Here is a 15641-nt window from a genome sequence, read left to right on the forward strand (position 1 = left end):
ATGACTGCCGTCATTCGCCAGTATTTGGTGATCACCGGAAACTATTGGGCCTTTACCCTGACCGATGGCGCGCTGCGCATGCTGGTGGTGCTGCATTTCCATCAGCTGGGGTACTCGCCGTTGGCCATTGCCCTGTTGTTCATTTTCTACGAGTTTTTCGGGGTGGTGACCAATCTGGTTGGCGGCTATCTCGGTGCCCGCCTGGGCCTGAACCGCACCATGAACATCGGATTGTTCCTGCAGATCGTTGCTCTGGCGATGTTGGCGGTGCCTGCCGCTATGTTGACCGTACCCTGGGTGATGGCGGCGCAAGCCTTGTCCGGAATTGCCAAAGACCTCAACAAAATGTCGGCCAAGAGCGGTATCAAAATGTTGGTACCGGATGAACAGCAAGGCCAGTTGTATAAGTGGGTGGCCATTCTCACCGGCTCGAAGAACACGCTGAAAGGCGTAGGTTTCTTCTTGGGCGGTGTCTTGTTGATGGCGGCCGGCTTCACGGGGGCTGTGATACTGATGGCCGTGGCGCTGGGGCTGGTGTGGCTAGCCAGTCTGTTTCTACTCAAGCAGGAATTGGGTAAAAGTAAAGCAAAACCCAAGTTTCGGGAGATTCTGTCCAAAAGCCGTGCCATCAATGTGCTGTCTGCGGCGCGCATGTTCCTGTTTGGTGCCCGGGATGTGTGGTTTGTGGTGGCATTGCCTGTGTATCTACACACGGCATTTGGCTGGGACTTTTGGAAAGTCGGCGGTTTTATGGCCACGTGGATCATTGGCTATGGCTTTATCCAGACCATTGCCCCCCGAATTACCGGCGATTCCAATGGTAAATCCAGTGCCGTGTTTTGGGCGGCGTTGCTGGCTGTGGTTCCGGCGGCCATTGCCGGCGCGCTGATGGTGGGCTGGTCGGCGCAGGTCGTTGTAATTGGCGGTTTGCTGTTGTTCGGCGTGCTGTTCGCCATCAATTCATCCCTGCACAGCTATCTGATTGTCAGTTTTGCCAGGGGGGATGGTGTATCGCTGGATGTGGGCTTTTATTACATGTCGAATGCAGCTGGCCGATTGCTAGGCACCGTGTTGTCCGGTTGGGTTTATCAGGCATACGGTTTGGAAGCTTGCTTGTGGATATCTTCAGCACTGGTGGCCATCGCCGCCCTGCTGTCGTTATGGTTGCCCGAGCAAACGGCTCAACCGATAGGGGAGCAAGGGCGTGCTTGATTCCAAACCGCGCATTCTGCTCCTGTCAGCCTACGATGCCGCCAGTCACAAGCGCTGGCGGGAGCAGTTGACGCATCTGTTGCCGGAGTATCAGTGGCACAGCCTGACACTGCCCCCACGTTTTTTTCAGTGGCGAATCCGGGGCAATGCCCTGAGCTGGCTGAATGAGCCCTGTTTACAAGAGCGCTGGGATTTGGTGATTGCCACCTCCATGGTGGACCTCGCAACCTTGCGGGGGCTGAACCCACAGTTGGCGGGTACACCGTGCTTGCTTTACATGCACGAAAACCAGTTTGCCTTCCCGATCAGCCAACAACAGCAGGATCGCGTTGAGCCCCAGATGGTGAACCTTTACAGCGCGGTGGCGGCGGATCGAGTGGCCTTCAACAGTGCCTGGAATCGGGACAGTTTTTTAAACGGCGCTCAAGCCTTGCTGAATAAACTGCCGGATGCCGTACCCGGCGGGATCATCGAACGTATTCAGCAAAAATCCGACGTGATCCCGGTGCCGATCGAAGACCGCCTGTTCACAGACGAACCTCGCGTTATCAACCGGGCCTGCCCACACATACTGTGGAACCACCGCTGGGAATACGACAAAGGCCCGGACCGGTTGCTGAATTTTCTACAGCGGCTGGAACAGAGTCAGCAGCCCTATAGGTTAAGTGTGGTGGGGGAAGCATTTCGTCATCACCCGAATGCGTTTGGCGAGATTCAGGCAAAGTTCGCCCATCGGCTCGAACATTGGGGCTTTCTGGCAAGCCGCTCCGAGTACGATGAGTTATTGCGTAAAGCGGATGTGGTGCTTTCTACAGCCCTTCATGACTTTCAGGGCCTCTCGATGCTGGAAGCTATGGCGTCTGGGTGTATGCCCTTGGCCCCAGACCGGCTGGCCTACCGCGAATACGTGCCAGCCAGGTGTCGCTACCAAAGCCATGAGCAAGATGCGGGTGCAGAGGCGGATGCTGCACTCGATCGTTTGCAAACCATTCTGGAAATGCCTTCTGCTTCGTTGCCGCCGGAGGCTTGGAAAGCCTCCGTACTGGCACAACGCTATCGAACACTGGTTAATGAACTGATCGAGGCAGGGCGGTGCACTTAACGGCGAGCTGCTTATTGCGGCTGGTCTGGCACTTCCCGGATGCGGCCTTGATCGTCGATGGCCACATAAACAAACAGCCCTTCGGTGACTTTCCGGGGGGTCTTGGCGAAGCGATCCAACATCCATACTTCCACATTGATCTTCATCGAGCTGCGCCCGATATCCACCAATTCACAGTAGCAACTGACCTGAGAGCCCACGCGCAGTGGTGACAAAAACTCCATCCGATCCATGGCGACCGTGGCGCTGCGCCCACGGGAAATGCGCCCTGCCATCGTAGCGGCGGCGATATCCATCTGCTTAACCAGCCAGCCAGCAAAGACATCGCCGTTAGCATTGGTGTCAGAAGGAAGTGGCACTACCTGGAGGGTAAGCTCGCCGCGGGGGTTCGGGTTGTCATCATCAAACGCTGTCATTGGGTTAGCCTGTTACGACTTATGAATTGTTTTCCATGCATGGTAGCGAGGCCGCAGCGGTCTGCAAGCTAATTCGACTAATGATAGGCATAGCTTTCTGCAATATTTCTTAAAAGCTGTAACAAAGTTGTCACACAGTCTCCTTAGGATGCACTTATCGAAGAACGAGAAACGTAAGCAGCGTCCACCCATATTGGAGATAACTACGTGATTAAACTGAAATCAGCTCTGACGTCTGTTGCTTTGGCGGGTAGCATTGCCGCCATGTCTGCACCGGCCATGGCTCGCGATACCGTGAACATTGTGGGTTCGTCGACGGTCTACCCGTTTGCGACAGTGGTTGCCGAGCGTTTTGGCCGCAACACCGATTTCCCAACACCGAAGCTGGAATCTACCGGTTCTGGTGGTGGTCTTAAGTTGTTCTGTGCCGGTATTGGTACTCAGCACCCGGACATCACGAACGCATCTCGTCGCATGAAGAAAAGCGAATTCGAGATGTGTCAGAACAACGGCGTTAAAGACATCACCGAAGTGAAAATCGGCGCCGATGGCATCGTGATCGCCAACTCCAAAGATGCGGAGCAAATGGATTTGAGCCTGCGTCAGGTGTTCCTGGCTCTGGCCAAAGAAGTGCCAGACCCGAAAGGCGGTGACAAGCTGGTAGCCAACCCCTACCAGAAGTGGAGCGACATTGATTCCAGCCTGCCGAACAAAGAAATCAGCGTAATGGGCCCGCCTCCGACGTCTGGCACCCGTGATGCATTTGTTGAAATCGCCATGGAAGGTGGCTGTAAGACCTTTGATTTCATCAAGGCGATGGGTAAGAAGGACATGCGTAACGTGTGCCACAGCATGCGTGAAGACGGCTTGTTTGTTGAGGCGGGTGAGAACGACAATCTGATCGTTCAGCGCCTGGCTCAGGATAAAGACACGCTGGGTATCTTCGGTTACAGCTTCCTGATGGAAAATGCTAACCAGATTCAGGCCACCACCATTAACGGTGTTGAGCCCACTCCGGATACCATTGCCGATGAAGATTATCCGGTCGCCCGGTCGCTGTTCTTCTACATTAAAAGTGCGCACGTGAGTGTGATCCCGGGTATCAAGGAATACGCCGAAGCGTTCACCAGTGAAGGTGCGTGGGGAGACAACGGTTATCTGGTTGATGTAGGACTGATCCCGAATCCTCGTAACGTGCGCATGGACGTGGCCAAGAAGGTCCGTAACCTGACGCCGATGACGGGCAACGAACTCTGAGTATTACTCAGAGTCATCAAGGATGATGAGAGAATGCGAGCCTGAGAGGCTCGCGTTCTTTTGTTGTGTCTGGACGGCGCTTAATATTCACATAACACAGAGATTTCTATGCAAACGGCCAATCTATTGCCCCTGATTTTGGTGATTGCCGTCATAGCCTATGGACTGGCGTACATGCGGTCACGATCGGTTGCCGGCCCTTTGGGTGGCATCCGCAACCTCAAGGCATTGCCCTTCTATTACGCGGCTCGTGCAGCCTTGTGGTGTGCCATTCCAGCTTTGATTGTCTTGAGCGCTTGGGCAGCGTTTGAGGGAAAGGTTATCCAGAGCCTGGTGGTGAGCTCTTTACCGGCGGAGCTGCTGCCTCAGTCAGCGGGCGAAGCCAGCTTGCTGATGTCCCAGATCAACAACGTCGCGGCGGGTAAACTGAACCCGGATTTTGTGCCGGCGGACGTGGTGGGCGCTGCTGATATGTTGGGCACTCTGAAAGCTCAGAGCAGTCAGTTCAAAACGGTTCTGGTGGTGCTTATTTCGGTACTTGGTGCAGCCTTTGCCTGGAGCCGGGTGCAACCCCAGATCAACGCCCGTGAGAATGTAGAGCGAACGCTTCGGTGGATTTTCTTTGCGTGTGCGGCGCTGGCGGTTCTGACCACGGTGGGCATCGTGTTCTCCGTGATTTTCGAAACCGTCCGGTTTTTCGGCAAGGTGCCCATTACTGAATTTCTGTTTGGCACGTCTTGGAGCCCGCAAACCGCACTTCGGGCCGATCAGGTGGGGTCAGACGGCGCCTTCGGGGTGATTCCCCTGTTCACCGGCACCCTGCTGATTTCTGCGATTGCCCTGCTGGTGGCGGTGCCTACCGGTTTGCTGTCGGCGGTTTACCTGTCTGAATACGCCTCCAAATCGGCCCGGTCCATCATCAAACCGTTGCTGGAAATGCTGGCCGGTGTCCCGACTGTGGTTTACGGTTTTTTTGCCGCCTTAACGGTGGCGCCTTTTATTCGTGATCTGGCTGAAATGATTGGCCTTGAAGCGTCGTCCCAGAGTGCTCTTGCAGCGGGTTTGGTGATGGGCATCATGATCATCCCGTTTGTTTCCTCGCTGTCGGATGACGTGATCAACGCGGTGCCCCGTACCCTGCGGGATGGCTCTCTGGCACTGGGCGCGACCCAGTCCGAAACCATGAAAAACGTGATTTTTCCGGCGGCCTTGCCCGGCATCATGGGCGGCATTTTGCTGGCGGCGTCCCGGGCCATTGGCGAAACTATGATTGTCGTAATGGCCGCGGGCCTTGCGGCGAATCTGACTGCGAACCCATTGGAGTCGGTGACCACGGTGACGGTTCAAATCGTCACGCTGCTGACCGGTGACCAGGAGTTCGACAGCGCCAAGACCCTCGCGGCTTTCGCCCTGGGCATGATGCTGTTCATCTTGACCCTGGCCCTCAACATGATTGCCCTGAAAGTGGTTCGCAAATATAGGGAACAGTATGACTAATCAACGTACACAGGCGGAGATTGTTCGCCAGTCGCTGAAACAGCGGTATCGTAAGGAGCGCAGGTTCCGGCTGTATGGCATGACCGCCATCGCTATTGCGCTGCTGTCTTTGGTGGTGCTGTTCACTGACATCATCGGCAAGGGCTATACCGGCTTCATCAAGACCACGATGACCCTCGAAGTGGTGCTGGATGGTGAGCTGATGTATTTGGACGATCCGACCGATAAAGATCAGATCTCCATGGCCGATTTTCAGGCGCCGATCATCGTGGCTCTGCAAAATGTTTTCCCGGAGGCGCAGTCCAGAAAGGATGTTCGTGAGCTGAGCCGGTTATCCGGCAACTACGCCAGTAACCAGATCCGTGATTTGCTGCAAGCGCAGCCAGACTTGCTGGGTACCACACAGACCCTCGAGTTTTTGGTGCACGATACGGTTTCGGTTTACGTCAAACATGCGGACAACCCGTCCTACAGCATCCGGCTGTCTGATCAGCAGCAGCGCTGGGTAGATACTCTGGTAGAGCAGGGTGTGGTTGAAACCAGTTTCAATGACGTGTTGTTCAGCCGCGGGGATTCCCGGGAGCCTTCCAATGCCGGCATCTTGGGAGCCATTGTAGGCTCCTTGCTGACCATGCTGGTGACCTTGGTAATTGCGTTCCCGACGGGGGTTGCCGCAGCGGTGTATTTGGAAGAGTTCGCACCGCAAAACAAGCTGACCGACTTCATCGAAGTGAACATCAACAACTTGGCGGCCGTGCCGTCCATCATCTTCGGCTTGCTGGGGTTGGCGGTTTTCATCGGCGTTTTCGGTATGCCCCGGTCGGTGCCCGTGTTGGGTGGTCTGGTACTGGCATTGATGACTCTCCCCACCATCATTATCTCCAGCCGGGCGGCGATTAAGAGCGTTCCGCCGTCCATTCGCGAAGCGGCGGAGGGCATCGGTGCCTCGAAAATGCAGGTGGTGCTTCACCACGTGGTTCCCTTGGCGATGCCGGGCATGATGACCGGCTCCATTATCGGGATGGCGCAGGCGTTGGGTGAAACCGCTCCGTTGCTGTTGATCGGGATGGTGGCGTTTATCGTCGAGGTGCCCGAGGGCTTCTTCAGTTCCGCCACGGTTTTGCCCGTGCAAATTTATCAGTGGGCCAGCAGTGCAGAGCAGGGCTTTGTGGAGTTGGCGTCTGCCGGCATCATGGTTTTGCTGGCTTTTATGATTTCCATGAATGCTTTGGCCATCTGGCTGCGTAAGCGTCTTGAGCGCCGGTGGTAAGGAGTAACGCTATGAACAGTATGAATTCGACAGCAATGCGTGCAGCTAATACGTCCGAAAAGGTGGTCCGCCCAGTGATTGAAGAGAAACCGGAAAATGCAGTAATTACCGAAGGCGCCACCGTCGGCAAGCCATTTGCTGACGACCCGAAGTTCAAGCTGCGGAATGTTGAAGTGTTTTACGGCGACACTCCAGCGATCAAAAACATCAGCCTGGATATCGGCCGTAACGAAGTCATTGCGTTTATCGGGCCGTCGGGCTGCGGTAAATCCACCTTTTTGCGGTGCCTGAACCGAATGAACGACAGCATCGACATCTGTCGGGTGAAAGGTTCACTGATGTTGGACGACCAGGATATCTACGACCCTAAGCGGGATGTGGTGGAGTTGCGTGCCCGGGTGGGCATGGTGTTTCAGAAACCGAATCCGTTTCCTAAGTCGATCTACGACAACGTGGCCTACGGCCCAAGGATTCACGGCCTCGCGAACCGCAAGTCCGATCTGGACGACATCGTTGAGCATAGCTTGCGCAAAGCCGGGCTTTGGAACGAAGTGAAAGATCGTCTGGATGCTACGGCAACCGGTATGTCCGGCGGCCAGCAACAGCGTTTGTGTATTGCCCGGGCGATTGCGGTGAGCCCTGAAGTGATCCTGATGGATGAGCCATGCTCTGCGTTGGACCCCATCGCCACCGCTAAGGTGGAAGAGCTGATTGCTGAAATGTCGGAAAGCTACACCATTGTGATCGTAACCCACTCGATGCAGCAGGCGGCTCGGGTTTCGGATCGCACAGCCTACTTCCACCTAGGGCATCTGGTGGAAGTGAACGACACAGACAAAGTATTCACCGCCCCTGACCATGAATTGACCGAGTCCTACATTACCGGTCGCTTTGGTTAATCAGGTCTGGAACAGCTGGAGACAGAAGACATGCCGAACACAAAAGATGAAGTATATGGCGATCATATTTCTGCCAGATTCAACGACGAACTGACCGAACTGAAAACCCAGTTTCTGAACATGGGCGGTCTGGTTGAAAGCCAGGTTGAGCAGGCGATTGAAGCACTCACCAATAACGACAGTCAGCTGGCCGAAGACGTTCGCCAAAACGATAAAAAAGTTGACCGAATGGAGATGGATCTCGATGAGGAGGCCATTCTGGTGATTGCCCGTCGCCAGCCAGCCGCGCGAGACCTGCGCTTGGTGATCTCGGTAATCAAGATGGTTGCCGATCTTGAGCGTGTGGGCGATGAGGCGAAAAAGATCGCCAAAATGGCCATCACACTGTCCGAAGAAGGTCAGGCGCCGCGAGGTTATGTGGAAATCCGCCACATCGGCCAGCACGTACTGAGCATGCTGCACGACGCGTTGGACGCCTTTGCTCGGTTGGATTCCGATCAGGCATTACGTGTTATGAAAGAAGACAAACAGGTCGATGAAGAGTATCAGGCCGCCGCGCGTGCGTTGCTGACCTTCATGATGGAAGATGCCCGTAACATCTCTCGCTGCATGATGGTGATGTGGGTATTGCGTGCTTTGGAGCGCATTGGCGATCACGCCTGCAACATTGCTGAGCACGTGATTTTCATGGCCAAAGGTGAGGACGTTCGACACTCGCCCATGGAAGATGCTGAGAGGGTGGTTGGGCGCTAAATTCTGGGACTAGGTGGAGCAGGCTTTAACTGCAGCCTGAAGCAAGCGGGCCGGTGGTGCTATTCGGGACTATCTTTCGCCAGGGATGGCGAAAGCTAAGCGCGCAGGGATGCCTTGAGCGTGTCCCGAATAGCACCACCGGCCCGCTTGCCTACTCCCAAGTCAGGCCTGCTTCATCTTATCGGTATACGGCGGCCAGCCCAGTGGCTTGCCAGCCAGTAGGTGTAGATGGATATGGAATACCGTCTGCCCCGAGTTCTCACCGCAGTTCATAACCACCCGGTAGCCATCTTCGGCAAAGCCCATTTCTTTGGCCAGTTTTGCCGCCACCCAGTACAAGTGCCCAACCACTTCCCGGTCATCTTCTTCGATGTCGTTGATGGTGGCGATGTGCTTCTTGGGGATGATCAGCAGGTGTACGGGCGCCTGAGGGTTGATGTCCCTGAAGGCCAGCGTCAGGTCGTCTTCGTAAACGATGTCGGCCGGAATTTCCCGGTTGATGATTTTGGTGAAAATGGTTTCAGACATAATGACTCCTTGGTTGTTCTTTGAATCCGTCGTGTTTCAGCTTAAAGCCAGTTTGGCATAGGTAACCGATTGGTGATTTCCCGAAATAACGCTGGTGGCTGACTGTCCAGCCCCATGGCATAACGGGCCACCTTGTTGCGAGCAAAGGGCAGTGCCCGGGCCGCACCAAGGCCGAGGTTACGGGCCAGATGCAGCGGCGGAATGGTGTTACTGAACAGGTGGTAGAACAGGTCCATGGCCAGCATCATGCGCCGGTTGGCCGGCCGGCGCTGTTGTTCGTAAAGGCCCAGCCAGTGTGCGCTGGCCAAATCCTCCCCGCTGCGGCGCGCTTCTTTCAGCAGCCCTTGCAGGCACTCGGCATCCTGAAAGCCCAGATTCACCCCTTGGCCAGCCAATGGGTTGATGGTGTGGGCGGAATCGCCGGTGAGCACAACACGGCCCGAATAATAGTGCTTGGCGTGCTGGCGGGCGATGGGGAAGCTGCCCCGGTCTTCGATATGGGTCAATGGCGGTAGTTCTTGAGGAAAGCCTTTCTGGATTTCGGCCATCAGGGCTTCATTACTTAGGCCTTTCAGGCGTGCGATTTCAGCGGGAGAGTCGTACCAGACCAAGGATCCTTGGCTTTCACCCGGGTATTGGGGGCCTGCGCTGTAAAGCGGTAAAAAGGCTCTGGGCCCCGAAGGGTAAAAGCCTTGCCAGGTAATGTCCTGAACCTCACCGTGATAGCGCACCGAAATGATCATAGCCTGCTGGCTGTATTGATCTTTGGTGACGCCGATACCGGCCATGTCTCGGACCCGGGATTGCGCACCGTCGGCACCAATCACCAAGGCGGCGGTCAGTTGTTGATTGTTCTCAAGTGTAACGGTCGCCTGTGTCTCTGTTTGGGCAATGCTGGAAACCCCATTACCGGCCAGTATCGAAACAGTCGGCTCGGCTTCTGCCGCCTGCCATAAACCTTTCTGGGTCACGGAGTTCTCAACAATATGGCCTAAATGCGTGGCGTTCAGCCCGTCGGCATTGAATTCCACGTGATTGGCGGTTCGGGGCAGAAGTTTGCTGAGCGGATGGGGGGCCTCGTCCCAGACGGCAAGGCGCCGATAGGGCGTGGTACGCATAGCCAAGATATGATTCCAGGCTCCAAGACTTTGAAGGTAGGCTTCGCTGCCTGCGCTGAGCGCTGATACGCGAATGTCGGGCGCGGTGTCCGGGTTGAATGTCGGAGCCGGAGCGCGGTCTACCATGGCAACACTGAAGCCTTCACGCCCCAGACCGGTGGCGAGAGCAGCGCCGACCATGCCGGCGCCGACGATCACAATATCAAAATCTTGAGTCATATCGGGTTCCTGTCTGATGCCCACAGTTTACGCGATGGCAAACAACAGACAAGCGATGGAGCGCAATATAACCCGTTGGTTTATGGTGGCGGTTAGCCCGTCATGCCAGGCACCTGCTCGCGTGAAGGTTCGCTGGGTTGTTGGCGGCCCTTTCGCAACCACGCAGGCTTTTGGGCGCCTGGCTTCATGAAGCCGCGAGTCAGTACCAATGGCTGCACAAGGTTCAGGAAGTCCCGGGTTTTCATGTGCACAGTTTCAGTATGGCTGCCGGCCGCGAAGGCCAGGTCTTCCTGTTCGGTCAGGGATTCAGCGCAGTATACGGTCATGTCGAAAAGGTTGCCGAACGGTGGCATAGCACCGACTTCACAGTCGGGGAAACGGTTCTGAAAGGTTTGCTCGTCGGCGAGATCCACGAAGTCCGTATCGAGAATTCTGGACAGGCTGTCCCAGCGAATGCGCCAGGTGGCGGGCATCACCAACATGGCCATTTTTCCATCGAGTTCCAGTATGACAGTTTTGACCACCTTGTCACCGGCGATCTGGACGTGATGAGCTAGTTCTTGAGCAGTGAACGCGGGTGGGTGAGTGAGGCACATGTATTCTGTGCCGGATTTGTCCAGGAAATCTTTAAGCTGCTGTACTGGCATAAATACAACCTCCTGACAGTACGGACAGGGTTGTAGAGCCTTCCGAAAAAAATCCCGGGCCGGCTCCGGTAGCAGGCAGAGCGTTAACCGCCTGCCTTACCGACAGCTTAGCCCAGGATTTTCGGTTTGCGAATAACCGGGTTTACCTGTGTGACAGGGTTCCGATTAGTCGGCTTTGATCATGTGTACATCGCGCTGTGGGAACGGAATAGAAATACCTTCTGCATCGAACGCTTTCTTCACACGCTCTTGCATATCCCAGTAGAACGGCCAAAGCTCCGCAGAGCTGGTCCAGGCACGAACCTTCAGGTCAACAGAGCTGTCGCCCAGCCCGCCGACGACGATGAGTGGTTCCGGATCTTTCAGGGCACGTTCGTCTTCTTCGATCAAGCGCTTGCAGATGGCCTTGGCTTTGTCGATGTCGTCGTCGTAACCGATGCCGAACGTCATGTCGCAGCGACGTGTTTCGTAGACGCTCATGTTGGTCAAGCTGGAATTTGACAGATCGCCGTTGGGGATCACTATGCGACGGTTATCAAAGGTATCGACGATGGTGTAAAGAATGCTGATCTCGCGCACGGATCCCATAAAGCCCTGTGCCTCGATGACATCGCCTACCTTGAAGGGCTTGAAAATCAGGATCAGTACGCCACCAGCAAAGTTGGCAAGACTGCCTTGCAGCGCTAAACCAACAGCCAAACCAGCAGCACCGATAATGGCTATGAAGGAGGTGGTGGCAATGCCGATCATGGAGGCAACGGAGATCAGCAAGAGAATCTTGAGGATGGCGCCAATCAGGGCGCACAGAAATTTGTTCAGCGTCGGATCTTTTTGTCCGAGTTTGTTGTCCAGTACTGACACAAAGCGATTAATCAGCCACAGGCCAATGACGAGTGTGACAATGGCTAACAGGACTTTGGGAGCATAGGTCATGACCATCGCGATGCCCTGCTCCAGTAATTCAGAGGCCTTGCCGCTTTCGCCGAAAAGGTCTTCCATAATAACACTCCTTGGTCTTTAAAGTGATCGTCGAGACATAATAACTCACTGTCTTAACAGGCTTAACCTGCTCCAGTATAGGCGGGTATCCTATGGGCAGCGAGTCTCAGGATGCAAATTACCTCAGCTCAGTGTGCCCGGACGTTATGGTGCGCCTGGGTGTATTCGATGATTTCCTCCGGGCCGCCGCGTACCAGTATCTTTCCTTGTTTCTGGCTGAGTTGGTAGTCGTACATGGGGTCGTAGTAGTCGTTGAGAAGGCTTTCAATCCAACGGTTGTGCCCCTCTAGTGAGCCTTTTGTCTGCTGATCCAGGGCTTGGTCCATCAGCGTGCGTAACTGCAAGTGGCGCGCGCCTCCCAAGCGTTTACGAATACGATCAAGGGCGCTGAGCAGGTACTCCCGAAAATTCAGCCATCCGGCTTCTTCGCCATCGCGAGCGATGTAATCGGCCAGCATGTTCTCAACGTAATCGGCACGAATGATCGCGATGCGCTCCTCCATGGGCTGTTCCAGAATCAGCAAGCCCGATTCGCTCATTCGTGCCCGGAGGCGCTCGGGCATGGCGCAGCGGCCAATCAGTCGGCTTTCGTCTTCAAGATAGATAGCGCCACCTACTTGGTGGTGGGCTTTCAGCATCGCCACTGCCAGACCGTTTTCGAAGTCGATCTGGGAAGGTTGAGGGCTGACCTGACGACCAAAACTTGAGCCTCGGTGATTGGCCAGGCCTTCGAGGTCCACAGGGTTAGGGAGGTTTAACAATACCCGGGTTTTGCCGGTGCCTGTGCGGCCGCTGAGCACCTGAAAGTCTTGTTTTTCAATGAGGGCATCAAGGCTGTCGATCAGAAACCGGCGCAGCGCTTTGTAACCGCCTTTGATAAGGGGGTAGTCGATACCGGAATCTTTGATCCACTGTTGCGTCAGTCTGGAGCGCAGGCCACCGCGGAAGCAAAACAGATAGCCGTCCGGGTGCTGGGTGGTAAAGCGCTTCCAGGCTTCAATTCTCTGGGCTTTGATGTCGCCTGAAACGAGTTGGTGGCCGAGCTCGATGGCTTTGTCCTGTCCCTTTTCCTTGTAGCAGATGCCGATGCGATGGCGCTCTTCGTCGTTCATCAGAGGCGCGTTGACGGCGCCGGGGAAACTGCCTTTTTCATATTCCACCGGTGCCCGCACGTCCATCAGCGGCACGTCGTTCAGGAACAGATTCAGGTAATCATCAGTATCGGGTCTACTGGCCATGTCCTCAGGTCACTGTGGTTTTGAGTGAATCGGCAGTATACCGGACTGCCAATATCCCGGCATCATGGCTAAGGGTACAATGTCGGCCGTTAATGCACCTGACAGGACCGATGATGACGCCAGAACACCTCAATCAGCACCTTCGTAAGACTCTAAGCCGGGGCCGCGTGGCTGAGTCAGCGCCCGCGGGTTGTCCGAGCATGCCGCTTTATTTGTTTGACCCCTCAGTTCTGGCAGGTCCGCTGAGCCATGATGAGGCGCAGGCGGTAGTTGCGGAGCCTGCTTACTGGTCATTTTGCTGGGCTAGTGGCCAGGTCCTTGCTCAGTGGATTCTGGATCACCCTGAACTGGTTGAAGGAAAAACGGTGCTGGATTTCGGTTCCGGGTCCGGCGTGGTGGCGGTGGCATCGGCCCGAGCGGGCGCGGCACGCTCAATTGCCTGTGACATTGACCCAGCAGCGTTGGATGCCGCCGCGGCAAATGCCAAGCTCAACGGTGTTGAGGTGGAGTTGTGTGACGATTGGGCAAACCGACCCAAGGATCTCGATCTGGTAACGGCTGCCGATGTGCTCTATGACCCGGAAAACCGACCGTTGTTGGCAGCTTTTCAAAGTGCGGCCGAGCAGGTGCTATTGGCGGATTCTAGAGTTAAAGATCTTGGGAATGAGGCATATAGGCTTCAGGGCACCGTTGAGGCGAGAACCTGGCCGGATCTGCATGAATTCGAGGAGTTTAATAAGGTTCGAATTTATCTTGCTGAGGGGTGTTGTTCGTAAACGCGCGGGCTAGAAAAAAACAAAGGGTGACTCGAGAGTCACCCTTTACAGGTACTGAACCGCCATCCTGCGCAGTTCACAGTCGGAACAAATAGCGCGTCCTTGCGCGGTGAGCAACGGCCGTGTTGCTGGATCCTTTGCCTTTCCCTGGTGCTGGCGTCCGAGCCGGCAATCCAATTCGATATCCCTTAAGCGAGGCTTCCCTTTATCCTTGCCTCTCCCCTCAATCCTTGTGGGGGTGCGTCCAATGCGTCGTCCATTTCCCTGTCATCCCTGACGAGAATCACTATACCAAGGGATCTGTTTCAAACCTGTGACCTTTGCAAGTGAAGTTGCATCTGTTTTGAATGATTAATAGGTAGATTGTTTTAAATCAATCACTTAAATGATATTTTGAGGGTGAGTGATGGGCTGCGTACACCATGATGCCGAAAGTTCCTACGGTCTTGTGAGATATATCGCACAAGACTGTAGGCTCATGTCCTACGTTGTTGCTCGGACACGCCGGATGCCCGGCCAGGGCAGCATGCCAATGGCAATGCCTAAAGCATCGGCCAGCACATCGGCCAGAGAAAAATCCCGATAGGGCAGGGTTGCCTGGATGGCTTCAAGGGTGAACCCAAAACCCAGCAGTGCGGGCGCATACCAGTAAAAGCTGAGGCGCGGCCAGGCCAGTCGGGTGACGATGGTCAGTTCTGCAAACGCGATCAGATGGTTGATCTTGTCGTTTGCAGAGGACGTGATGGGGTAGCTTTGGCTGGTGGTCGCCAAATATAAAATAGCGGCAAGGGACAGGAACAACACCACTTGCCAGAGCCGGGTCATGCGCAAGAGTGAATGAAGGGTTTGCCGAAAACGACGCATAGGGAAATCCGAGTGTAGTTGCGGGCTGTGGGATTGTGCCTGACATGATATGCTTTGCGCCCCGTTATTGTCATGGCAGCGGAGGATCACCAGCAATGCTCAAGGGAAACTTTTTTCGAGGACTGGGCTACCTGGGAGAGGGGTTCAGGCTGATTCGCCAACCCGGCTTGCGGCTGTTCGTGATCATTCCTCTTGTGATCAACGTCCTGTTGTTCGGGTTGCTGTTTTATTTTCTTGCTGAACTGTTCGCGGTAATGATCGCCGGTGCGATGGCGTGGCTGCCCGATTGGGCATGGCTGCAAGCCTTGGACTGGCTGTTCTGGCTGCTCTATGGCGTGGTGATCCTGCTGATGCTGGCTTACGGGTTTGTGATCATCGCCAACCTGATTGGATCACCCTTTTACGGCTATCTCTCCGAACTGACAGAAAAGCATCTTACGGGGCAAGAGGTCAGCACCGAGGGCAGTTGGGCTGCGATTATCAAAGACATTCCCCGGGCACTCTGGCGGGAAGTCCATAAAATCGCCTATTACCTTCCCCGAGCTCTGGGGTTGTTCATTATTGGTCTCATTCCGGTGGTCAATCTGGTGGCGGCGGTGCTCTGGTTCCTTTTCAACAGCTGGATGATGGCTCTGCAGTACGTGGATTACCCTGCCGACAATCACAAAGTCAGTTTCCCCAAACTGCGTAGAGATCTTGCAGCCACCCGGTTGTCGGCTCTTGGTTTTGGTTTGCCCGTCGCTTTAGCGGCCATGGTGCCCATTCTGAACCTGATCGTTGTGCCGGCCGCCGTGTGCGGTGCAACGGCCTATTGGGTTCGCGAAAACGATTCTAAACATCAGTAAT

16 protein-coding genes are annotated in these 15641 nt (G+C 55.2%); 9 read left to right on the top strand and 7 right to left on the bottom strand.

Annotation, left to right across the window (positions count from 1 at the left end; genetic code table 11):
* Together arsJ and ACNQ6O_RS00995 are read left to right on the top strand one after the other, a co-directional pair.
* Complete coding sequence (arsJ, locus tag ACNQ6O_RS00990; protein ID WP_418051390.1) at positions 1-1212, top strand: organoarsenical effux MFS transporter ArsJ; 1212 nt, start codon at positions 1-3, stop codon at positions 1210-1212.
* Positions 1205-2314, top strand: a complete 1110-nt coding sequence (locus ACNQ6O_RS00995; RefSeq protein ID WP_418051391.1) for a tRNA-queuosine alpha-mannosyltransferase domain-containing protein — start codon at positions 1205-1207, stop codon at positions 2312-2314. Before arsJ ends, ACNQ6O_RS00995 begins: the two co-directional genes overlap by 8 nt.
* Before the next feature lie 11 nt (positions 2315-2325).
* On the opposite strand, the gene ACNQ6O_RS01000 is transcribed toward ACNQ6O_RS00995, so the two are convergent.
* Positions 2326-2730: an acyl-CoA thioesterase gene (locus tag ACNQ6O_RS01000; RefSeq protein WP_418051392.1), complete on the bottom strand. Its 405-nt coding sequence runs from the start codon at positions 2728-2730 to the stop codon at positions 2326-2328.
* Between the two features lie 207 nt (positions 2731-2937).
* Here ACNQ6O_RS01000 and ACNQ6O_RS01005 point away from each other — a divergent pair, with 207 nt between their 5' ends.
* From ACNQ6O_RS01005 to phoU, 5 genes are all read left to right on the top strand, one after another.
* Positions 2938-3987: a substrate-binding domain-containing protein gene (locus tag ACNQ6O_RS01005; RefSeq protein ID WP_418051393.1), complete on the top strand. Its 1050-nt coding sequence runs from the start codon at positions 2938-2940 to the stop codon at positions 3985-3987.
* 108 nt (positions 3988-4095) lie between these two features.
* The gene (gene pstC, locus ACNQ6O_RS01010; RefSeq protein WP_418051394.1) at positions 4096-5484 is read left to right on the top strand and encodes a phosphate ABC transporter permease subunit PstC; all 1389 of its coding nucleotides are present in this window, start codon (positions 4096-4098) and stop codon (positions 5482-5484) included.
* Positions 5477-6754, top strand: coding sequence for a phosphate ABC transporter permease PstA (gene pstA, locus ACNQ6O_RS01015; RefSeq protein WP_418051395.1), 1278 nt, complete (start codon positions 5477-5479; stop codon positions 6752-6754). The genes pstC and pstA overlap by 8 nt, the downstream gene beginning before the upstream one ends.
* Before the next feature lie 20 nt (positions 6755-6774).
* Positions 6775-7653 carry a phosphate ABC transporter ATP-binding protein PstB gene (pstB, locus tag ACNQ6O_RS01020; RefSeq protein ID WP_418052251.1) on the top strand — a complete coding sequence of 293 codons (879 nt, stop codon included), beginning with the start codon at positions 6775-6777 and terminating at the stop codon, positions 7651-7653.
* A 30-nt stretch (positions 7654-7683) separates the two neighbouring features.
* On the top strand, positions 7684-8406 hold the full coding sequence (gene phoU, locus ACNQ6O_RS01025; protein ID WP_418051396.1) for a phosphate signaling complex protein PhoU: 723 nt from the start codon (positions 7684-7686) through the stop codon (positions 8404-8406).
* Positions 8407-8568: 162 nt separating this feature from the next.
* On the opposite strand, the gene ACNQ6O_RS01030 is transcribed toward phoU, so the two are convergent.
* The 5 genes from ACNQ6O_RS01030 to mnmH all read right to left on the bottom strand — a co-directional run bounded on the left by ACNQ6O_RS01030 (position 8569) and on the right by mnmH (position 13155).
* On the bottom strand, positions 8569-8934 hold the full coding sequence (locus tag ACNQ6O_RS01030) for a histidine triad nucleotide-binding protein (RefSeq protein ID WP_418051397.1): 366 nt from the start codon (positions 8932-8934) through the stop codon (positions 8569-8571).
* A 41-nt stretch (positions 8935-8975) separates the two neighbouring features.
* Positions 8976-10271, bottom strand: a complete 1296-nt coding sequence (locus ACNQ6O_RS01035; protein WP_418051398.1) for an FAD-dependent monooxygenase — start codon at positions 10269-10271, stop codon at positions 8976-8978.
* A gap of 92 nt (positions 10272-10363) precedes the next feature.
* Entirely contained in the window at positions 10364-10918 is a 555-nt protein-coding gene (locus tag ACNQ6O_RS01040; protein ID WP_418051399.1) for an aminoacyl-tRNA deacylase, read from the bottom strand.
* Between the two features lie 165 nt (positions 10919-11083).
* Positions 11084-11917 (bottom strand): mechanosensitive ion channel family protein, encoded by an 834-nt coding sequence (locus tag ACNQ6O_RS01045; protein WP_418051400.1) that lies wholly within the window; start codon positions 11915-11917, stop codon positions 11084-11086.
* 128 nt (positions 11918-12045) lie between these two features.
* Positions 12046-13155, bottom strand: coding sequence for a tRNA 2-selenouridine(34) synthase MnmH (mnmH, locus tag ACNQ6O_RS01050; RefSeq protein WP_418051401.1), 1110 nt, complete (start codon positions 13153-13155; stop codon positions 12046-12048).
* Positions 13156-13268: 113 nt separating this feature from the next.
* On the opposite strand from mnmH, the gene ACNQ6O_RS01055 reads away from it, so the two are divergent.
* Positions 13269-13931, top strand: a complete 663-nt coding sequence (locus tag ACNQ6O_RS01055; RefSeq protein ID WP_418051402.1) for a class I SAM-dependent methyltransferase — start codon at positions 13269-13271, stop codon at positions 13929-13931.
* Positions 13932-14414: 483 nt separating this feature from the next.
* Here ACNQ6O_RS01055 and ACNQ6O_RS01060 read toward each other — a convergent pair whose 3' ends face one another.
* On the bottom strand, positions 14415-14795 hold the full coding sequence (locus tag ACNQ6O_RS01060; protein WP_418051403.1) for a VanZ family protein: 381 nt from the start codon (positions 14793-14795) through the stop codon (positions 14415-14417).
* 95 nt (positions 14796-14890) lie between these two features.
* Between ACNQ6O_RS01060 and cysZ the strand changes: the two genes are divergently transcribed.
* Positions 14891-15640 (top strand): sulfate transporter CysZ, encoded by a 750-nt coding sequence (cysZ, locus tag ACNQ6O_RS01065; RefSeq protein ID WP_418051404.1) that lies wholly within the window; start codon positions 14891-14893, stop codon positions 15638-15640.
* Position 15641 lies beyond the last annotated feature (1 nt).

This window comes from Marinobacter sp. SBS5 (assembly GCF_048285575.1).
Classification (GTDB): domain Bacteria; phylum Pseudomonadota; class Gammaproteobacteria; order Pseudomonadales; family Oleiphilaceae; genus Marinobacter.